Origin of the sequence: Actinoplanes palleronii (genome assembly GCF_016862315.1) — a bacterium.
GTDB classification, from domain to species: Bacteria; Actinomycetota; Actinomycetes; order Mycobacteriales; family Micromonosporaceae; genus Actinoplanes; species Actinoplanes palleronii.
Map to the genome: position 1 here is coordinate 24,196 of NZ_BOMS01000066.1, position 18,892 is coordinate 43,087.

General features: G+C 72.2%; 18 protein-coding genes. 11 read left to right on the forward strand and 7 right to left on the reverse strand.

What is annotated here, in order from left to right:
- Window positions 1-25 precede the first annotated feature (25 nt).
- Window positions 26-610, reverse strand: a complete 585-nt coding sequence (locus Apa02nite_RS23040; protein ID WP_203826833.1) for an Rv1733c family protein — start codon at window positions 608-610, stop codon at window positions 26-28.
- A gap of 151 nt (window positions 611-761) precedes the next feature.
- Between Apa02nite_RS23040 and Apa02nite_RS23045 the strand changes: the two genes are divergently transcribed.
- Both Apa02nite_RS23045 and Apa02nite_RS23050 read left to right on the forward strand, forming a co-directional pair.
- Window positions 762-1,484, forward strand: a complete 723-nt coding sequence (locus Apa02nite_RS23045; protein WP_067699259.1) for a ZIP family metal transporter — start codon at window positions 762-764, stop codon at window positions 1,482-1,484.
- 58 nt (window positions 1,485-1,542) lie between these two features.
- The gene (locus Apa02nite_RS23050; protein ID WP_203826834.1) at window positions 1,543-2,034 is read left to right on the forward strand and encodes a hypothetical protein; all 492 of its coding nucleotides are present in this window, start codon (window positions 1,543-1,545) and stop codon (window positions 2,032-2,034) included.
- Window positions 2,035-2,332: 298 nt separating this feature from the next.
- On the opposite strand, the gene Apa02nite_RS23055 is transcribed toward Apa02nite_RS23050, so the two are convergent.
- On the reverse strand, window positions 2,333-2,992 hold the full coding sequence (locus Apa02nite_RS23055) for a TetR/AcrR family transcriptional regulator C-terminal domain-containing protein (RefSeq protein ID WP_203826835.1): 660 nt from the start codon (window positions 2,990-2,992) through the stop codon (window positions 2,333-2,335).
- An 83-nt stretch (window positions 2,993-3,075) separates the two neighbouring features.
- Between Apa02nite_RS23055 and Apa02nite_RS23060 the strand changes: the two genes are divergently transcribed.
- Both Apa02nite_RS23060 and Apa02nite_RS23065 read left to right on the forward strand, forming a co-directional pair.
- Window positions 3,076-4,182, forward strand: a complete 1,107-nt coding sequence (locus tag Apa02nite_RS23060; RefSeq protein ID WP_239164498.1) for an NAD(P)-dependent alcohol dehydrogenase — start codon at window positions 3,076-3,078, stop codon at window positions 4,180-4,182.
- Between the two features lie 19 nt (window positions 4,183-4,201).
- Entirely contained in the window at window positions 4,202-4,996 is a 795-nt protein-coding gene (locus tag Apa02nite_RS23065; RefSeq protein WP_203826836.1) for an isocitrate lyase/PEP mutase family protein, read from the forward strand.
- Between the two features lie 10 nt (window positions 4,997-5,006).
- Here the strand turns inward: Apa02nite_RS23065 and Apa02nite_RS23070 are convergent, their stop codons facing one another.
- Both Apa02nite_RS23070 and Apa02nite_RS23075 read right to left on the reverse strand, forming a co-directional pair.
- The gene (locus tag Apa02nite_RS23070) at window positions 5,007-6,236 is read right to left on the reverse strand and encodes a GAF domain-containing sensor histidine kinase (protein WP_203826837.1); all 1,230 of its coding nucleotides are present in this window, start codon (window positions 6,234-6,236) and stop codon (window positions 5,007-5,009) included.
- A gap of 104 nt (window positions 6,237-6,340) precedes the next feature.
- Entirely contained in the window at window positions 6,341-8,407 is a 2,067-nt protein-coding gene (locus Apa02nite_RS23075; RefSeq protein ID WP_203826838.1) for a sensor histidine kinase, read from the reverse strand.
- 158 nt (window positions 8,408-8,565) lie between these two features.
- Between Apa02nite_RS23075 and Apa02nite_RS23080 the strand changes: the two genes are divergently transcribed.
- The 7 genes from Apa02nite_RS23080 to Apa02nite_RS23110 all read left to right on the forward strand — a co-directional run bounded on the left by Apa02nite_RS23080 (window position 8,566) and on the right by Apa02nite_RS23110 (window position 16,023).
- Window positions 8,566-8,997: an RrF2 family transcriptional regulator gene (locus Apa02nite_RS23080; RefSeq protein WP_203826839.1), complete on the forward strand. Its 432-nt coding sequence runs from the start codon at window positions 8,566-8,568 to the stop codon at window positions 8,995-8,997.
- A gap of 67 nt (window positions 8,998-9,064) precedes the next feature.
- Entirely contained in the window at window positions 9,065-10,258 is a 1,194-nt protein-coding gene (locus tag Apa02nite_RS23085; protein ID WP_203826840.1) for a globin domain-containing protein, read from the forward strand.
- 116 nt (window positions 10,259-10,374) lie between these two features.
- Entirely contained in the window at window positions 10,375-10,797 is a 423-nt protein-coding gene (locus Apa02nite_RS23090) for a response regulator transcription factor (RefSeq protein WP_203826841.1), read from the forward strand.
- A 100-nt stretch (window positions 10,798-10,897) separates the two neighbouring features.
- The gene (locus tag Apa02nite_RS23095) at window positions 10,898-13,039 is read left to right on the forward strand and encodes an ATP-binding protein (RefSeq protein ID WP_239164499.1); all 2,142 of its coding nucleotides are present in this window, start codon (window positions 10,898-10,900) and stop codon (window positions 13,037-13,039) included.
- Between the two features lie 91 nt (window positions 13,040-13,130).
- Window positions 13,131-14,357 carry an ABC transporter substrate-binding protein gene (locus tag Apa02nite_RS23100; RefSeq protein ID WP_275412509.1) on the forward strand — a complete coding sequence of 409 codons (1,227 nt, stop codon included), beginning with the start codon at window positions 13,131-13,133 and terminating at the stop codon, window positions 14,355-14,357.
- The gene (locus tag Apa02nite_RS23105) at window positions 14,354-15,226 is read left to right on the forward strand and encodes a carbohydrate ABC transporter permease (RefSeq protein WP_203826843.1); all 873 of its coding nucleotides are present in this window, start codon (window positions 14,354-14,356) and stop codon (window positions 15,224-15,226) included. Before Apa02nite_RS23100 ends, Apa02nite_RS23105 begins: the two co-directional genes overlap by 4 nt.
- On the forward strand, window positions 15,223-16,023 hold the full coding sequence (locus tag Apa02nite_RS23110; protein ID WP_067705851.1) for a carbohydrate ABC transporter permease: 801 nt from the start codon (window positions 15,223-15,225) through the stop codon (window positions 16,021-16,023). The genes Apa02nite_RS23105 and Apa02nite_RS23110 overlap by 4 nt, the downstream gene beginning before the upstream one ends.
- On the opposite strand, the gene Apa02nite_RS23115 is transcribed toward Apa02nite_RS23110, so the two are convergent.
- The 3 genes from Apa02nite_RS23115 to Apa02nite_RS23125 all read right to left on the reverse strand — a co-directional run bounded on the left by Apa02nite_RS23115 (window position 15,998) and on the right by Apa02nite_RS23125 (window position 18,892).
- Window positions 15,998-16,330 carry an STAS domain-containing protein gene (locus tag Apa02nite_RS23115; protein ID WP_067705855.1) on the reverse strand — a complete coding sequence of 111 codons (333 nt, stop codon included), beginning with the start codon at window positions 16,328-16,330 and terminating at the stop codon, window positions 15,998-16,000. The two genes, Apa02nite_RS23110 and Apa02nite_RS23115, sit on opposite strands and share 26 nt — an antisense overlap.
- Window positions 16,331-16,443: 113 nt before the next feature.
- Window positions 16,444-17,940, reverse strand: coding sequence for a PstS family phosphate ABC transporter substrate-binding protein (locus Apa02nite_RS23120; RefSeq protein ID WP_203826844.1), 1,497 nt, complete (start codon window positions 17,938-17,940; stop codon window positions 16,444-16,446).
- A 127-nt stretch (window positions 17,941-18,067) separates the two neighbouring features.
- Window positions 18,068-18,892 carry an SDR family oxidoreductase gene (locus Apa02nite_RS23125; protein ID WP_203826845.1) on the reverse strand — a complete coding sequence of 275 codons (825 nt, stop codon included), beginning with the start codon at window positions 18,890-18,892 and terminating at the stop codon, window positions 18,068-18,070.

Below are 18,892 nucleotides of genomic sequence, written 5' to 3' on the forward strand. Positions count from 1 at the left end.
CGGCATCCTCCGGGGCGCATGACTTTCACCGGCGGTCGCCGCTCCAGCGCGGGCCGACCTCGCGCCACTCCCGGGTCCAGGCCCGGTCCCGCCCGCGGTCCAGCAGGGCCCGGCCGATCCGGTGCAGGACGGTCAGCCCGGCGGCCAGGCAGAGCACCACCGCCGCACCGACCAGGACCGCCTGGGAGACCGGCCGCCGCCGGGCCGGGCCGGCCCGTTGCTCACCCGTCTCGTCCACCCAGATCTGCACCCGGCCGCCGGCGCGGGCGCCCGGGTCGACCTGCACGATCCCGGCGCGCGGCGCACCGTTCGGCGCGGCCCAGGTGGCCCGCGCGGCCAGCGGCAGGGTGGACGCGGTCCCCTGCGGACCGAACGTGCCGGCGTTCTCGGCCAGCACCGCGTCCACCCGGAAGATGTGGTCGCGTTCCCACTCCCGGGCCCGCACGTCGGAGCGGTAGCTGGCCTCCCCGGCCTGCCAGGCCAGCAGCGGCGCGCCGGCCAGGAACGTGAACACCAGCACGAACACCAGCAGGCTCTCCACCCGGTCGGTGGTGCGGCGCAGCACGTTGCGCTCCCCGCCGAACCGGCGGGCGGCCCCTCGACCGATCATTCGCGGTTCCTCCCCCAGCCGTCGCCCGGACTCGAGAATCCGTTCCGGCGTCACCGGGCGTCGCCATTCGCCGCGGATGATTCGCCGGGGAACCGGCCGCGTCACCGTGGTTCCGGGGCGGCGCGGGCCGGCCCGGGAAGGGGCCGGCACCGTGGCGGAGGCGTTCTTCTGGGGCCTGGTCAGCGCGTCGGCTCTGCTGGTGGGCGCGCTGCTGGCATACCGGTTCCGGCTCGGCCGGCGGGTGATCGCCACGGTGATGGCCCTCGGCACCGGCGTGCTGCTCGGCTCGGTCTCGTTCGAGCTGATCGACGAGGCGCTGCGGACCCGTACGGTCGCGGCGGTCAGCGTGTTCGTCCTGCTCGGCGCGGCGGTCTTCACCGCCGGCGACTGGCTGCTGAGCCGGCGCGGCGGCGGCGAGCGCAAGGACGCCGAGGGCGCCCAGTCCACCGGCTCACCGCTGGCGATCCTGCTCGGCTCGGTGCTGGACGGCATCCCCGAGTCGTTCGTGCTCGGCCTGACCGTGCTGCAGGGCCAGGTCAGCCTGGCCCTGCTGGCCGGCGTGGTGCTCTCCAACCTGCCGGAGGGGATGGCGTCGTCCAGCGGGCTGCGCGCCGCGGGCTGGCCACAACGGCGGGTGCTGCTGATGTGGTCCTCGGTGGTGCTGGTCTCCGCGCTGTCCGCGGCCGCCGGATACGCCCTGCTGGACCCGCAGGGTGAGTTCACCGGCGCGCTGACGCAGGCGTTCGCGGCGGGCGCGCTGCTGGCCATGCTCTCCGACACGCTGCTGCCCGAGGCGTACGAGGTGGACGGTGTGCTCACCGGCCCGTTCGTGGTCGTCGGCTTCGCCGTCTCGCTGGGGCTGTCCGCGATCTGAGCCCGGTTCACCCTGGCGGGGTGACGATCCGGGCCGGTGTTCCGGCGACGCTCGACCCATGACCGGCAGCCGCATCCGCCTCACCCACGAGTCCGCCGAGGCGACCGCCGCCGGCATCTACGGCATCATCGTCGGCGCCGCCGTCCTGGTCGCCGCGCACGCCGACCGGGCGTGGCGCGACGTCATCGCGGTCCTGGTCACCCTGATCGTCTACTGGGCCGCGGAACGCTACGCCCGGATCGTCGCCGAGCGCATCCACGAGGGTCACCGACCGGCCTGGCACACCGTCCGCGAGCAGCTGACCTCCGGCTGGGAGCTGGTCACCGCGTCGGTGCTGCCGCTGCTGACCCTGATCGCGGTCCGGCTCACCGGCAGCCGCCTGCTCACCGCCGAGATCCTCTCGCTGTGCATGAGCACGCTGCTGCTCTGCGTGGCCGGCTGGCGCATCGGCGCGGACGGCCGTCTCACCACCGCGGAACGCCTGGTGTCCACCCTGGTCGCCGGCACCTTCGGCGCCGCCATGATCCTGCTCAAGACCGCGCTCCACTGAAACCCTCATCCGGTACGAGTACGGAGCGCCCGCCCGCAGGCTACGAGCCGAGTCCCGCCCGTGAGGCGACGCGACACCGCGACCCTGCCGGACCGCGGCGCGCCTCCCGACCCCGGCTGGTGCTCAGGGGTGCCTCCCGGCCGTTGAGACACCCCTGAGCACCAGCCGGGAACCGCAACCGGACCGGGGGTGGCTGGTCGTGAGGGGTGCCTGCGGCGTGCCGAGGCACCCCTCACGACCAGCCGGCGGGGCGGGACGCGCGCTGCGGTCTCGAGCCCGGGGTGCCTCGCGGGCGGGGTCAGCGGGGGAGGTGGTCGAAGCCGTCGAGGAGCAGATTGAGGGCGAACTCGAACTCGAACTGGTCGTCGCAGCCGGAGCCGACCACCGAGGACTCGTCGTGCGCGGCGGCCAGCGCCATGATCGCGAGGTTCGGGAAGGCCGGGGCCATCAGGCGGGCGGCCTCGCGCTGGGCCGCGGGTGAGCTGGCCGGGGAGTCGTTGAAGAGCTCCTGGGTGTAGCCGAGCATCCGGGTGCCGAGCGCGTGCACGATGTGGTGGGTCTGGTCCGGCGAGAAGCCCCCGGCCAGGAACAGTCCGATGATCGAGTCGAGGTAGGCGAGGACCGCCGGGGTCGGCGCGGTCCGGGAGTCGATCACGCGCCAGGCCCACGGGTGGCGCAGCAGCGCGGTACGGGCGCCGAGGATCCGGGACCGCACCGCGGTCTTCCAGCCGTCACCGGCGACCGAGGTGCCGATCGCGGCGACCACCGTGTCGACCATGCCGTCCAGCAGCTCGTCCTTGTTGGCCACGTGCTTGTACAGCGCCATCGGCACCACGCCCAGTTCCTGGGCCAGATTGCGCATGCTCAGCGCGTCGATGCCGGTGCGGTCGGCCAGCTCGACGGCGGCGCGCAGCACCCGATCCCGGTTGAGCGGAACCCGCCGCTCGGCAACATCCACGGGCCAACCCTAAACCGGACCATTGACCGGTGTACGCCGTACACCTATGGTGTACAGCGTACACCCCATCGAAGGAGGCACCCGTGAAGGCGATCACGCAGGAGAAGTACGGCGGGCCGGAGCAGCTGCGCTGGGCCGACGTGGCGACACCGGTCCCCGGCGACGGCGAGGTGCTCGTGCGGACCCGCGCGGCGGCGCTCAACGCGTACGACTGGCATCTGATGCGCGGCGACCCGTACGTGATGAGGTTGGCCCTGGGTCTCCGCGCGCCGCGCGGCCGGATCCGCGGCCGGGACCTGGCGGGCGAAGTGATCGCGATCGGTCACGACGTGACGGGTTTCCGGACCGGCGACCGGGTCTTCGCCGACCTGGGCGACGCGCAGGGCGCCTTCGCCGAGTACGCCGTCGTCCCGCAGCGCCTGCTCGCCCCGATCCCGGCGCACCTGTCCTTCGCCGAGGCCGCCGCCCTGCCGCTGGCCGGCGGAACCGCCCTGGCCTGTCTCGACGCGGCCGGCGTGACCGAGCCCGCGGACAAAAGGGGCGCGAACCGAGAGGACGCGAACCGAGAGGACGCGAACAAAGAGGACGCTGATCAAGGGGGCACTGATCAAGGGGGCACTGATCAAGGGGGCGCTGATCGAGCCGGCGGCCGGCGGATTCTGATCAACGGCGCCTCCGGCGGGGTCGGCACGTTCGCGGTGCAGATCGCCAAGGCCCGGCACGCCGAGGTGACCGCCGTCTGCCGCACCCGCAACGTCGAGCTGCTCACCGGACTCGGCGCGGATCACGTGATCGACTACACCACCACCGACTTCGCCGCCGGCGGGCAGCGCTACGACGTGGTCTTCGACCTGGTCGGCAACCGCAGCCTGGCCGACCTGCGCCGGGTGCTGGCGCCGGGCGGCACGCTGGTCCTCTCCGGCGGCGGCGTCTCCACCGGCGGCACCGTGATCGGCCCGCTCCCCCTGCTGATCCGGGGCAAGCTGGCCGCCGCGTTCGTCCGCCCGCAGCGAGTGATCAACCCGGTGCCCGACCCGAGCCGCGCCACCCTCGACGAGCTGAGCCGGCTGACCGTTTCCGGCCAGCTGACCCCGGCGCTGGACCGGACGTTCCCGATGGCCGAGGCGGCCGCGGCGATCCACTACCTGGAGACCGAGCACGCCCGTGCCAAGGTCGTGCTGACCCTCTGACGTCGTTTAGGGTCGGCAGATGACTGCTGCGCGGGAACGGTTCCGGGAGTTGCACGAGAGCGGCACGTTCGTGATGCCGAACCCGTGGGACGCCGGCTCGGCCCGGCTGCTGGCGAGCCTCGGCTTCGCCGCGCTGGCCACCACGTCGTCCGGGTTCGCGGCCACCCTCGGCAAGCTGGACCAGCAGGTCACCCGGGACGAGCTGGTGGCGCACGTGGCGGCGCTGACCGCGGCGGTCGAGATCCCGCTGAACGTGGACGCCGAGCGCTGCTTCGCGGCGACCGCGGCCGGCATCGCGGAGACGGTGGACCTGCTGGCCGCGGCGGGCGCGGCGGGCATCTCGATCGAGGACTACGACCCGGCGGCCGATCGGGTCGAGACCCTGGAGGCCGGTGCCGAGCGGGTGGCCGCGGCGGCGCGGGCCTGCGCCCGGCACGGGATCGTGCTGACCGCCCGCGCGGAGAACCACCTGTACGGGCGGGACGATCTCGACGACACGGTGGCGCGGCTGCTGGCGTACCGGGCGGCCGGCGCGGACGTGGTCTACGCGCCGGGGCTGCGGACGCCCGCGGAGATCACCCGGGTGGTGTCCGAGGTGTCCGCACCGGTGAACGTGCTGGCCGTGCCGGGTGCGCCGGCCGTGCCGGAGCTGGCCGCCCTCGGTGTCCGCCGGGTGTCCACCGGCGGCGCGCTGGCCTGGGCGGCGTACGGCGCCCTGCGCGACGCGGCGCAGGAGCTGCTGACCACCGGCACCACCGGGTTCCGCGCCGGCGCGCTGCGCGACGACGAGCTCGAGGCCGCCTTCACGAACTGACCGATAAAGATCAAACTTCCGGGTACGGGCCGGACGCCGGCACCGCGATGCCTACCGTGGCGCCCTCCCCGGGAGCACTGTCGATCACCACAGTGCCCTCGTGGCCCTCCACGATCGCCTTGACGATGCTCAGCCCCAGCCCGAGCCCCTGCACCTCGGCCCGCTCGGCGTCCGCGCCACGCCGGAACGGCGCCAGCACCCGCTCCTGGTCGGCCTTGCTGATCCCGGTGCCGGTGTCGCGCACCAGCATCATCGCCTGCCCGTCGCGGGTCTCGGCGGTCACCTCGATCGAGCCCTGCTCGGTGAACTTGATGGCGTTCAGGATCAGCCGCTCCAGCGCCTGACCCATCCGCCGGTGGTCGATGTCGGCGAAGACCGGCCCGGCCGACGCGACGGTGATGGTCAGCCCCTTGGCCTCGGCCAGCGACCGGTTCTCGGTGACCTTGGCGCGGCACAGCAGGGCCAGGTCGGCCGGCTGCCGGTGGAAGTCGCGGCTCTCCGCGCTCACCTGCGCGGCCAGCAGCATGTCGTCGACCAGCGCGAGCAGCCGGTCCGAGTTGCGCTGGACCCGCATCAGGAAGCCGTCCCGGCTCGACGACGGCAGTTCCGGGTCGCCGAGCATCTCCAGATACCCGTGGATCGAGGTGAGCGGCGTACGGAACTCGTGGTTGACCCGGGCGATGAACTCGTCCTTGATCCGTTCGGCGTCCCGCAACCGTTCGTAGAGCGCATGCATGTCCCGGGCGTACTTGCGCAGTTCGAGGTGGGTGACCACGTGCCGGGCCAGCGCACGCAGGCCCTCACGCTGGGCCGGGGTGAGCAGCCCGGGCTCCCGGTCGGCGACGCAGAGGGTGCCGATCCGGCGGCCGTTCGGCGTGATCAGCGGCGCGCCGGCGTAGAACCGGACGTGCTGCTCACCGGCGACCAGCGGCAGCTCCGCGAACCGCGGGTCCTGCCGGGCGTCCGGAACCTGCAGGATGTCGTCGTGGTGCAGGGCGTGCGTGCAGAACGACTCGTCACGGGGCCCCTCGCAGAGCTCCGTGCCGACCCGCGCCTTGAACCACTGCCGGTCCGCGCCGACCAGGCTGATCAGCGCGATCGGCTTGTCGCAGAGCTGCGCGGCGAGCGTGACGATGTCGTCGAAGTCGCTCTCCGCCGGGGTGTCCATGATCTCGTAGCCATAGAGGGCGGCAAGGCGTTCCTGCTCCAGCGTCTCGCGCTCGACTTGCGTGGCCGCCATCCGAAATCCCCCTCGCGGTCCTCCGGGACTTCCCGGAGCACTTCCCTACAGGTAAAAGTCGGTCGCCGGACCGGGGTAATGAGACCTCCTCAGGTGCAGGCCCGCTACCTGGGATGCGCGGCCGGCGAGGAGGGCGCGGCAGCCTGGGTGCGCTGCTGCCACTGGTTCTCGAGCACCCGGGCGTACGCCGAGCGGCCGGCCGGGAGGGTGAACGTCATCCGGGTGCCGCTGCCGTACGGGTTCGCGGCGGCCTCGATGGTCCCGCCGTGCCGTTCCACGATCCGTTTGCAGACGGCGAGCTCGAGCCCGGACCCGCCCTGGCCCTCGCCCTGGTGGAAGTTCGTGAAGATCGCCTGGCGCATGCCGGGTGGGATGCCCAGCCCGTTGTCCAGGATGTCGATCCGCACCATCCCGTTCGGCGCGGGCTGGGCGGCGACGCTGAGCTGCGGCGCCACGCCCGGCGCGGCCAGCTCCAGCGCGTTGTCGATCAGGTTCTCCAGCAGCTGGCGGACCAGCACCGGGTCGGCCTCGACCGCGTCGAGCTGGCCGAAGGCGAACTGCGGCGGCTGGGTGCGGTTGGACTCCGCCTGGTCGTGCCGGCTGTTGGCGATGTCGGTGAGCAGCAGCTGCAGGTTGATCGTGGTGGGCATCAGCTTGCCGTCGCGGGCCGCGGTGTAGGCGAGCAGCCCGTTCAGGAACGTCCGCATCCGGGCCGCGGCGCGCTGGATCCGGCCGACCCGCTCGGCCGGCTTGTACCCGGCCAGCTCGGTCTCCAGGACCTCGGCCCAGCCCTCGATCGTGGTCAGCGGGTTGAGCAGGTCGTGCGCGACCATCCCGGCGAACGACATCAGCTCGTCGCGGTGCCGCCGGTCCGCGGTGACGTCGTGGAAGACCACCACCACGTGCTGCTGACCGCCCGGGCTGGCCAGCCGGGCCACGTTGAACCGGACGATCCGGCCCTCCGGCACCGCGGCGTTGCGGATCAGCACGTCCATCGGCTGCACGTCCTCGCCGGCCAGGGCCCGCTGGTACGGCAGCTCGGCGTCCGCGAGCGGGGCACCGTCCGGGTGGAAGAACCCGTAGTCGCTGCCCAGCGCGGAACCGCCGGCCACCTGGTTGGTGCTGCCCAGCAGCCGACCGGCGGCCGGGTTGCGCAGCACCAGGCCACCGGCCTGGTCGAGGATCGCCAGGCCCTCGGTCATCGAGTTGACGATCGTGGTCATCAGCCCGGCCTTCTCGGTGGCCTCGAACTCGGAGGCGCGCAGCCGCTCGATCAGCGCGTTCCGCTCGTCCCGGCTGAACGCCAGGGCCAGGCCGACCAGGGCCAGGACCCCGATGAAGAGCTGCACGACGAGGGTGTGTGTGCCCGGGCTGTCGTGGTCGATCGCGGCGTACGGGCCCTGGCCGTGCATGGTGAACACGGCGGCCGTGGTGCCGAAGACCATGACGTGCCCGATGGTGAGCGCGGTGGGCAGCCGCAGTGCCGCCCAGACCGTGATGGCCAGCAGCGCGAACCCGATCGGCAGGTCCTCGTTGACCGAGAACACGTAGAAGTAGGCAGCGGCCGAGATGGCGTAGATGATCGCCGCTTCCCGCCAGACCCGCTGGTCGGACGGCACCGCCAGCAGCCGGTGCGCGGCGGCTCCGAAGACCAGCACGCTGACCACGTCGCGGATCAGCCAGATCGCGGTCACGGTGAGCGAGGGATCCCCGGCGATCAGGTGCTGGCCGAGCCCGCCGAAGGCCGCGCCGAGGAACGCGGCGCCGGTCGCCACCATCAGCGCCCGCACCAGGTCGGGCAGCGTGGCGAGCGGCCGGCCGGTGCCCTCCGGGCCGGCGCCGGTGACCCAGATGCCGGGCATCCAGCGGACCGCGGCGACCGCGAAGGCCAGCGCCTCGAGCGTCGCGGTGCCGCCGTGCAGCAGCGCCAGGCCGATGTCCATCCCGGTGGCCGCGAGCGCGACAGCGGTGAGCACGCCGAGCACTGTGGCGTCCACCCAGCGCCACCGGGAGTCGTTCCGGTTGACCAGCCAGACCGCGGCGACCGCGGTGGCCGGCCAGATCACCGGCATGGCGTCCGGCATGCCGAGGATGGTGAGCTGTCCCGCGGCGATCGCGACGAGGTAGAGCACCGCGAAGCGCACGGTGCTGGGCAGCATCTGAAGACTCATCTGGGTACGCCTCGGGTCAGGTGGCCGGCTCCGACTCCCAGTTCGGCAGCAACGGCGAATCCCTGAACATCCGGGCACAAAGGCCTGAAAATTCACCGACCTGAGACCCCGCTCTCAAAAGAAGTATCTGAGATACCTTTTTAGCGTACGGTGCTCGTGTGCGACTGAACCGCTCCACCGACATCGGCCTCCGCGTCCTGATGCTGTGCGCGGCACGCGACGACCGGCTCACCGTCGACGACCTGTCGGAGGCCCTCGCCGTGCCCCGCAACCACCTCGCCAAGGTGGTGCAGACGCTGCAGCATCGCGGCCTCCTGGAGACCGTCCGCGGCCGTGGCGGCGGCGTGCGGCTGGCCGCCGCCGGCCTCGGCGAGTCGGTCGGCGCCCTGGTCCGCTCCTTGGAGGGGGCGGCCGAGGTGGTCGACTGCGACGGCGACCCGCCCTGCCCGCTGCGCGGCAACTGCCGGCTCCGGGGCGCGTTACGACTCGCGCAGGAAGCGTTCTACGCCGCACTGGACCCGATCACGATCGGCGACCTCGCCGCGCCCCCGGTGCGCGAGACGCTGCTCAGCATCGGTCGCCGTCCCTGAGGACAAGCCGTCCCTGAGGACAAGCCGTCCCTGAGGACAAGCCGTCCCTGAAGACAACGGAGGAATCATGCTGTCCGCATCCAGCAAGCCGGTGGTCGAGGCGACCCTCCCGGTCGTCGGCGCGCACCTGGACGCCATCACCGGGGTCTTCTACCGGACCATGCTCGAGGAGAACCCGGAGCTCACCAACCTGTTCAGCCGCAGCGCGCAGGCCACCGGCGAGCAGCGCGGCGCCCTGGCCGGCGCGGTCGCGGCGTTCGCCGCGCACCTGATCGGCGCCGGACCGGACGCCGCGGTCTTCGACCACATCGTCGAGCGGATCGCGCAGCGGCACTGCGCCCTCGGCATCCGCCCGGAGCAGTACACAATGGTCGGGCGGTACCTGCTCGGCGCGGTCGGCACGGTGCTCGGCGACGCCGTGACGCCGCAGATCGCGGCCGCCTGGGACGAGGTGTACTGGCTGTTCGCGGCCCGGCTGATCGGCCGTGAGGCCCGGCTCTACGCCGAGGCCGGGGTGGACGGCACCGACCCGTGGCGCGACTACCTGGTGGTCAACCGGATCACCGAGGCCGACGACACGGTGTCGTTGCTGCTCGCACCGCTGAACGGCGAGCCCGCGCCGCACTTCCGGCCCGGGCAATATGTCACGGTAGCGGTGGATCTCCCGGACGGCAGCCGCCAGCTCCGGCAGTACTCGCTCTCCCAGGCCGCCACCGGCGGCACGCTGCGGATCACGGTGCGCCGGGTCCGGGGCCGAGCCGGCGCGCCGGACGGCCTGATCTCCGGCTTCCTGCACGACCGGGTCGAGGCGGGCGACAAGCTGCGGATCAGCCAACCGTACGGCGATCTGGTGCTGCGCCCCGGCGACGGCCCCCTGCTGCTGGTCAGCGCGGGTGTCGGGATCACTCCGATGGCCGCCATCCTGGACCACGTGTCCCGGGTCGCCCCGGCCCGGGAGGTGGTCGCGGTGCACGCCGACCGCAGCGCCGACCGGCACCCGCTGCGCGCCGACATGGCGGTGAACGGCGCCCGGCTGCGCTCGTTCACCAGCCAGGTCTGGTACGAGGACGGCGCCGGCCGGATCGACGTCGACGCGATCCCGGTGCACCCGGAGGCGGAGGTCTACCTGTGCGGCCCGGTGCCGTTCATGCAGCAGGTCCGGGCCGGTCTGCACCGGCGCGGCATCCCGGACGAGCGGATCCGCTACGAGGTGTTCGGTTCCGAGCAGTGGCGGAGTGAGCCGTCGCGGAATGAGCAGTGACAACCGGCCTGCAACCGGCGTTTAGCTGGCGGGGGCGGACCGCGGGCCGATGACTTCGAGCATCTCGGGACGCTCCCCCCACGGAGCGGCCCGCCGCGCTGGCGATGGGAGCCACCATGACGGCCGTTCTCGAATCCGTGTCCGTACCCGCTGTCCGCCCGATCCTGGCCGGCCCCACCATCCTGGTCGTCGACGACGACGAGAACGTCCGTGACCTGGTCAGCTTCAAGCTGGAGATGGCCGGGTACAACACGGTCACCGCGGCCGACGGGTGCACCGCGCTCACCATGGTCACCGAGACCCATCCCGACCTGGTGGTCCTGGACATCGTCATGCCGGGCATGGACGGGCTCAGCGTCTGCTACCGGATGCACGCCGACCCGGCCACCGCGGACATCCCGGTGATCATGTTGAGCGGCATGGCCAGCGAGACCGACATCGATCTCGCGTACGTCTCCGGCGCCGAGGAGTACCTGGCCAAGCCGCTCAACCCGGTGGATCTCGTCCGGCGGGTCCGGTGGCTGCTGCCGAACACGTGAGCCCCGGCACGTTCAGGGACACGCTTTTTCGCCCGATAAGTCGGGTGTGAGCCGGAGGCGTGTTCAACCCTGGTGGCGGGCTGCGGCGGTCAGCGCGCTCGTGGCCGTGGTGGGTTGCACGCTGGCGCTGGGCGTCGGCGCCGTGCTGCGGCGCAACGAACTGGCCGCCGGCGATGCCCAGATGGACCGGCGCAGCGCCGCCGCCACCACCGCGGTGCAGTTCGAAACCCGCCGCTACATCGACACACTGCGCAACACGGCCGCGGCGGTCGGCGCCCAGCAGGACCTGACCGCCGCCGACTTCACCACCATCACCGCTCCGCTGCGCGCCATGGCGCTGGCCGGCGCCACCTCGATCTCCCTGGTGGTGCCGGCCGGCAACGGCGAGGTCGCGCGGGTGCAGCAGCTCTGGCGCGACCGCGGCCTCACCGGCCTCGACCTGCGCCCGCACGGCAGCGGTGACCATGCGTTCTCGGTCCTGGTCACCGAGTTGGACGCGATCTCCAGCACGGCCGGTCTGGACATGATGCAGGCCGCCGCCCCGGCCGCGGCGCTGGCCGAGGCCCGCCGCAGCCGGCAGATCGCCGTCTCGGACACCTATCAGCTGCTCGTCGACCGGGCCCTGCCCAGCGAGCAGCGGCAGAACTCGTTCGCGCTGGCCGCACCGGTCTATCAGGGCGCCGAGCAGTCCTTCCTGGGCTGGATGCTGCTCGGGGTGCGCGGCCAGGACTTCATGGGCGACATGCTGACCGCGGTCGGCCCCGGGCTGCGGGACCTGGTTCTGCAGGCCGACGACGCGGACGGCCTTCTGGTCACCATGGCGTCGGTGCACCACCCGGAGGCCGGCTCGGCCGACCTGCGGCGCACGGTGGAGATCCCGGTGGCGAACTCGACCTGGGCCCTGCGCCTGAGCGCCGACCGCCGGACGCTGCCCGGCGCGGACACCGGCCAGCCGCTGACCGTGGCGGCCGGCGGTCTCGTGGTGACCCTGCTGCTCACCTCGTTGATCTGGGTGCTGGCCACCGGCCGGGATCGGGCCCGGTCCCGGGTGCACGCGGCCACCAGCAAGCTGGCCGCCGAGCAGACCGCGGCCAGCCGGCAGGCCGCGCTGCTGCGCGCGGTGCTGGACAGCATCAGCGACGGGGTCGGCGTGATCGGCCCGAACGGCAACTTCCTGCTGCACAACCCGGCGGCCCGGGGACTGCTGGGCCGGGAGGAGGACGCGGTCGGCGGCACCGACTCCTGGCAGCAGCACTTCGGGCTGTACCGGGCGGACGGTGTCACCGCGTTCCCGGTCGAGGAAATGCCGCTGGTCCGGGCGCTCGGCGGGGAGAGCGTCGACCACGTGGAGATGGTGGTCCGCAACAGCACCCACCCGGACGGCCGGGTGCTCAGCGTGTCGGCCCGGCCGGTCGACACCAGCGGGGGGCTGCGCGGCGCGGTCGCGGTGTTCCACGACATCACCGACCGCAAGCGGGTGGAGACCGAGCTGCGCGGGTTCGCCGGCGTGGTGGCGCACGATCTCAAGGCGCCGCTCACGCTGGTCAGCGCGTACGGCGAGCTGGTCACCGAGGCCCTCGACGACCTGGCCGCCGGCGCCGGCGCGCCGACCCTGGAGCAGGCCCGCAAGGGCACCGCGAAGGTGCTGCACGGCGCCGCCCGGATGCAGCGGCTGATCACCGAGTTGCTGGACTACACCGCGGCCCGGGACGCCACCCTGCGGGTCGAGCGGCTGAGCATGCGCGCCCTGGTCGACGACGTGGTGGTCACCCGTACCGACTCGCCGGACCATCAGGCGGTGTCCCGCCCGGACGTGTTCGTCGGGCCGCTGCCGGACGTCTACGCCGACCCGGTGCTGCTCCGCCAGGTGATCGACAACCTGGTCGGCAACGCGATCAAGTACACCCCGCCGGGGCAGCCGGCACGGATCGACATCACCGCGCGCACCGACGAGGACGGCGGGGTGCGGGTGCGGATCGCCGACCGCGGCATCGGCATCCCGGACGGCGAGCACGCCGCGGTCTTCGACAGCTTCCACCGGGCCAGCAACGGCACCGCGCACCCGGGCACCGGGCTCGGGCTGGCGATCTGCCGGCGGATCGTGGAACGGCACGGCGGGCACATCGACGCCGGCCCGAACCCAGGCGGTGGCACGATCTTCGCGTTCACCCTGCCCGGCTCGGTGGCCTACGGGCCGGAGCCGGCGCACGCGCCGGTTCTCGACGCGGTGCCGGCCAGTTAGGTTCGTCAACAGAACGGGCTATTGCCTGTTCACGTGCACATGCCCTACATCACCTTGTTGATCTATAGGATTTCTGGAAATATCTCGGGTCATGCCCATCGATCGTCGTACCCTCTTCCGGCTCGCCGCCGGCACCGGCGCCGCCTCCCTGCTGGCCGCGTGCGCCGGCCCCGGCGGCGACTCCTCGAAGACCGCCGGCACCGGCGGTGACCTCTCCTTCGCCCACTGGCGTGCCGAGGACAAGGACGTCTTCGCGCAGATCATCAAGGACTCCGGACTCGCCGTCCGGCAGGACATCTCCCCGTCGGCCGACTACCAGAGCACCGCGCTGCAGAAGCTGCGCGGCGGCTCGGTCGGCGACGCGTTCACCGCGTTCCGGGGCGCGCAGTTCCTGGACATCGCGAAGGCCGGGGTGTGGGCCGACCTGACCGGCAAGCCGCTGGTCGGGAAGTACGAGCCGGCCCTGATCGCCGCGGGCGCGCAGGACGGCAAGCAGCTGGGCCTGCCGTACCAGCTGGTGTTCAACACCCCGCTCGCCAACCGGGACCTGGTCACCGAGACCCCGAAGGACTGGGACGGCTTCCTCGCCCTGCTCGAGTCGCTCAAGGGCAAGGGCGTCACGCCGATCGCCTGGCCGGGCGGCGACGCGGCGAACGCCGGTCAGCTGCTCAACGTCATGGTGGTCAACAACGCGCCCACCGACGACGCGCTCGGCAAGATCGAGAGCGGCGAGGCCAAGGTGACCGACGACTGGTTCCTCACCGTGCTCAAGCAGTACCAGCAGCTCGCGCCGTACTTCCAGAAGGGCGCCACCGGCACCAGCAGCGACGCGGCGCTGGCGCTGTTCGCGCAGGGCAAGGCGGGCCTGCTGGCCACCGGGTCGTTCCAGGTCAGCGGCGTGCGCAAGCTGGGCGCGACGTTCCCGATCGACCTGCTCGCGCCGATCACGACCACCGCCGACAAGGCCAAGTACGAGGGCGTCTTCAACGCGACGTTCATCCTCGGCGTGAACGCCAAGTCGGCGAAGCAGGACGCCGCGCTGGCCTGGCTGGACCGCCTCTCCGACCCGGCGGTGGCCGGCGTGTACGCCAACGGCACCTCCCAGCACGTCACGGTCAAGGGCGTCGAATACACCAACGCCGACCTCAAGGCGCTCGCACCCTGGCTGACCAAGAAGACCGCGCTCGCGCCCCGGTTCCAGTTCACCAACCTGGACGTCCGCGGCGCGGTGGAGAACGCGGCGGTGCAGGTGGTCGGCGGCACGAGCCCGGAGGAGGCCGCCGAGGCCGCCCAGAAGGTCGTCGACCAGAAGAAATGAGCCGTCGAACCCCGCGCGCGCTCTACCTCTTCGCGCTGCCGGCGCTGGCCCTGTACGGCGGATTCTTCCTGCTCCCGGCGGTGCAGGGCCTGCAGTACGCGACCACCGACTGGGACGGCTTCAGCCCGGCCTTCCACCATGTCGGCGCGGCGAACCTGACCGACGTGGTGTCGGACGACGACCTGTTCCGGAACGCGCTCACCAACAACCTGAAGTTCCTGCTGGTGGTGGTGCTCGGGCAGACCGCGCTGGCCCTGCTGCTGGCGGTGCTGCTGGCCGCCCGCAGCCGCGGCTCGACCTGGCTGCGCGCGGTGTTCTTCCTGCCCACCGTGCTCTCCTCGGTCTCCGTCGCGTTCATCTGGAAGTTCGTCTACGACCCGAACTTCGGGCTGGCCAACGCGGTGCTGGGCGCGGTCGGGCTGGACCGGTTCCAGTCGGCGTACCTGGGTGACGAGGACACCGCCATCCTCTGGGTGGCGGTCGCCCAGATCTGGTTCCACGCCGGGCAGATGATGGTCATCTACATCGCCGGCCTCCACCAGATCCCGGAGGAGCTCTACGACGCGGCGAAGACCGACGGCGCCGGCCGCTGGCAGCAGTTCCGGCACGTCACCTGGCCGATGGTCGCGCCGGCCACCGCGCTGGTGGTCGCGTACACCACGCTGCAGTCGTTCAAGGCGTTCGACCTGATCCTGGGGCTGGCCGGGAACCCGCCGCGGTCCAGTCTGGACGTGCTGGCCACCCGGATCTACGCGACGTTCGCGAACTCGCAGCTCGGCTACGCCGCCGCCGAGTCGATCGTCTTCATGGTCGCCATCGCGGTGGTCACGTTCCTGCAGAACCGAGCCGCGAGGATGGTCCACAAATGAGGCGTGTGGCCCTCGGGATCTACACCCTGCTGATCATCGTGCCGCTCGTCGTGATCGTCGGCGGCAGCTTCAAGACCACCGCCGACCTGTTCGCCTCGCCGTTCGGCCTGCCGACCCGGCCCACCCTGGACAACTACGTCACCGTGCTGGCCAAGCAGGACCTGCTCGGGGTGCTCGGCAACAGCGTCCTGGTGGTCGCCGTCTCGGTCCCGGTCACCCTGCTGCTGGGCAGTCTCACCGCGTACGCGGTGGCCCGGCTGCCGCGCTGGCCGTCCCGGATCCTGTTCGGGATCTTCGCGCTCGGGCTGGCGGTGCCGGCCCAGGCCGTGATGATCCCGCAGTACGTCCAGTTCGACCGGCTCGGGCTGCGCAACAGCCTGACCGGCCTGATGCTGATCAACGTGGTGGTCACGCTGCCGGTGGCGGTGTTCATCCTGGCCGGGTTCATGCGGACGCTGCCGGCCGAGCTGTTCGAGGCGGCCGAGATCGACGGGGCCGGGCCGTGGGCGGTGTTCCGGCGGATCGTCGTACCGGTCTCGGCGCCGTCCCTGGCGGCGACCTCGATCTTCCTGGTCGTCATGCACTGGAACGACCTGCTCTACCCGCTGCTGTTCATCGACGACCCGTCGAAGCGCACCCTGCCGCTGGCCCTGCTCGACTTCCAGGGCGAGTACCTGACCGAGTACCCGCTGCTGTTCACCGGCGTGGTGGTCGCGTCGCTGCCGATGGTGCTGGCCTACGCGTTCCTGCAGCGGCACTTCGTCGCCGGCATCACGGCCGGTGCGGTGAAGGGCTGACCCGCTGGCGGGGGATCCCCGCCGCGGTGAGCCGGTCGGTCATCGCCCCACTCGGGCTGCGGACGAACACCGGCACCTGGTGGTCGTCGCCCAGATCGCAGGCGGCGGCCACCGAGCCCACGTCGAACGGATCGAGATCGGGCACGTCGCTCAGGTCCACGATCACCCGGAGCGGGCGGACCCGGCGCAGCAGGTGCACCAGAGCGTGGCGCAGTTCGCCGGCGCGGACCGGGTCACCGGCGCCGTGCGGGCTGATGACCACGCTGCCGTCATCAGCGGTACGAATCTCCAGGATGGAATCGAGCATCGGAGGACCCTCCGTCACCTCGCGTTCAACCGCCGGCTCACCATACGACCCGCCGGGCCTCCCCGTCGATCACCCGTAGTCGGTAACCTGCGCGCGACTTTCTGTGATCACTTTCAGACGGGTTGGCAGCGCGCCGGGTTCGCCAGCTCGGGGCAGGGACGCAGCCCGTGCGAGCGCAGGATGTCCGCTCCGACCTGGTTGGTGAGGAACCGCAGGAAGCTGCCGCTCAACGACCGCGCGGCGGGTTCACCGGCCGTGTACGCGTACTCGGTCTCCCAGAACGGGTAGCGGTTCGCGTCGGCCTCCTCGACCGTCGGGGCGTGGTCGTCCAGTCGTACCGTGATGAGGTTTTTCTTGTCGGCGGCCGCGCCCGCCTCGGCGTAGCCCAGCGCGCCGGCCGTGCCGGCGACCGTGACCAGCAGCTTCCCGGTGTCACCGACCTCGCAGGCGAAGCTCTTCCCGGCCCACTGGCCGTTGTCGCCGCGCGGGCAGACGTCGACGTCGGACGGTCGTTCGACGAGGTCGCCGAGCACCCGTTCCTTGAACGCGGCGCGGGTGCCGGAGCCCCGGTGCCGGGTGATCAGCCGGATCGGCAGGTCCTTGCCGCCGACCGCCTTCCAGTTGGTGATCTCGCCGCGGTAGATGTCCCGCACCTGGGCGAGGGTCAGGTCACGCACCCCCGCCTCCGGGTTCGCGACCAGGGCGAACAGGAAGAAGCTGATCGGCCGGCCGGTCAGCGCCGGCATCCCGTCGGCCTTGCGCCCGTCGGAGAACGCGACGAACTGCCCCGGGTCCGCGGCCCGCGCGCGGTCGTCGAGCGCCGCGACGCCCTCGCCGCTGCCCGCCATCGCGAAGGCGAACGACGCGCCCGGGCACAGGTCCCGGTACGCGCCGGCCGCCTCCTGGACGATCGGCTCGAACGCGGTCGAGCCGTAGATCGTGACGTGCCCGGTGGCGCAGTCCAGCGGCGCGCCGCTGTTGCTGCGCAGGAACACCAGCAGCTGCGCGACGACCAGCACGACCAGGAAGCCGACCAGGGCGATGGCCCGTCGCGGCGGGCCGGGCCGGCTCCGGGTCTCCTGGATCCGGCCGTCCTTGATGTCACCCTCCAGGGTGGGCGGTCCCGGCTCACCGGTGACCCCCTCCACCCGTTCCAGCGCGGCCAGCACCTTGTAGTGCGCCAGCCGGTTCATCGGCACCTTGGGCAGCTCGATCACGCCGCCGCTCGGGTGCCGGTCGGTCTCCGGGCGGAAGCTGGTCCGCAGGTCCCGGAAGTTCGCCCGCAGCGAGTCGTTGCTCAGCTCGGTGACCACGGTCCCGACCACCTTGCGGTTCGGGAAGAAGAACCGGATGCCGACCCGGTCGTCGTCGAGCGCCACGTAGTCGTGCGTGTCGATGTAGGTGAACCCGTTGTTCTCCACCCGCAGCAGCACCAGCGACGCGTGCTTCAACGGCACACCGTGGTTCTGCAGCTCCAGCAGCGCGCCGGGCAGTTCCGCGTCGGTCTCCGCGACGTTCGTCGTGGTGGTGTCCATCTGCAGCCGGTAGCCGAGCCGCTTGCGTCCCTTGAGGACGAACTCGTAGAACGCCGCGACGCTGGGAACCAGCACACCGAGCGTCGCCAGCGCGACGCTCCACCAGAAGTCGATCTCCGCCTCCGCACACCCGGGAAGGCTTTTGATGCTATGCCGGTCGATGCACCGGTTCCGCAGCTCACGCCGGTTCTTCAGCCAACGTTCACGACCCGGCCAGCAGGGTCGCCACCGGGGTCGGCGGGCGGCCGGTCAGCTCGGCCACGTCGGTGGTCACCGTGGACAGTTCGCCGGCCGCGATCGCGGTGTACGTCGACACCCACGCGTCCAGCTGCCACGGCGGCGCGCCGTAGGACGCCCGGGACGCGTACGCCTCGTCGACCGTCTCCGGGTGGTAGGTCGCGCCGACGATCGCCGCGATCTCGGTCAGGCTCAGCGCCTCCGGGCCGGTCAGGCCGTACGTCCGGCCGGCGTGCGCGCCCGGGTCGCGCAGCACCGCCACGGCCGCGTCGGCGATGTCGTCCTGCGCCACCGCCGCGACCCGCCCGTCGCCGGCCGGCCCGCGGATCACCCGGTCCTCGCCGGCCAGCATCGGCAGGAAGTCCGCGTACAGGTTGTCCCGCAGGAACGTCGCGCCGATGCCGGACGCCCGGATGTGCTCCTCGGTGGCCCAGTGGTCGCGGGCCAGGGTGAACGTGGCGTCCGGGGCCGCGCCGAAGAACGAGATGTAGACCAGGTGCTCGACACCGGCGGCCACCGCGGCGTCCACGAACGTGCGGTGCTGCCCGACCCGGTCCGGCGCCTCGGACGCCGACACCATCAGCACGGTCCGCAGCCCGGCCAGGGCGGCCCGGCAGGCCTCGCCGTCGTGGAACGGCGCGACGGCCGCGACCGCACCGGGCAGCTGCGGCGCGCGCGCCACGTCCCGCACCAGGAGCTTCTGGGGTACGCCGTAAGCCGCCAGCCGCAGCGCCACCCGGCCGCCCAGTTGCCCGGTCGCCCCGCTCACACCAATGTGTTGATCACTCAT

Bases quoted from the DNA above. Each gene is read 5' to 3' on its own strand.
- Apa02nite_RS23040 (WP_203826833.1), bottom strand. From the start codon at position 610: ATGATCGGTCGAGGGGCCGCCCGCCGGTTCGGCGGGGAGCGCAACGTG.
- Apa02nite_RS23050 (WP_203826834.1), top strand. From the start codon at position 1,543: ATGACCGGCAGCCGCATCCGCCTCACCCACGAGTCCGCCGAGGCGACC.
- Apa02nite_RS23065 (WP_203826836.1), top strand. From the start codon at position 4,202: ATGACTGCTGCGCGGGAACGGTTCCGGGAGTTGCACGAGAGCGGCACG.
- Apa02nite_RS23070 (WP_203826837.1), bottom strand. From the start codon at position 6,236: ATGGCGGCCACGCAAGTCGAGCGCGAGACGCTGGAGCAGGAACGCCTT.
- Apa02nite_RS23075 (WP_203826838.1), bottom strand. From the start codon at position 8,407: ATGAGTCTTCAGATGCTGCCCAGCACCGTGCGCTTCGCGGTGCTCTAC.
- Apa02nite_RS23085 (WP_203826840.1), top strand. From the start codon at position 9,065: ATGCTGTCCGCATCCAGCAAGCCGGTGGTCGAGGCGACCCTCCCGGTC.
- Apa02nite_RS23090 (WP_203826841.1), top strand. From the start codon at position 10,375: ATGACGGCCGTTCTCGAATCCGTGTCCGTACCCGCTGTCCGCCCGATC.
- Apa02nite_RS23100 (WP_275412509.1), top strand. From the start codon at position 13,131: ATGCCCATCGATCGTCGTACCCTCTTCCGGCTCGCCGCCGGCACCGGC.
- Apa02nite_RS23105 (WP_203826843.1), top strand. From the start codon at position 14,354: ATGAGCCGTCGAACCCCGCGCGCGCTCTACCTCTTCGCGCTGCCGGCG.
- Apa02nite_RS23110 (WP_067705851.1), top strand. From the start codon at position 15,223: ATGAGGCGTGTGGCCCTCGGGATCTACACCCTGCTGATCATCGTGCCG.
- Apa02nite_RS23115 (WP_067705855.1), bottom strand. From the start codon at position 16,330: ATGCTCGATTCCATCCTGGAGATTCGTACCGCTGATGACGGCAGCGTG.
- Apa02nite_RS23125 (WP_203826845.1), bottom strand. From the start codon at position 18,892: ATGAGTGATCAACACATTGGTGTGAGCGGGGCGACCGGGCAACTGGGC.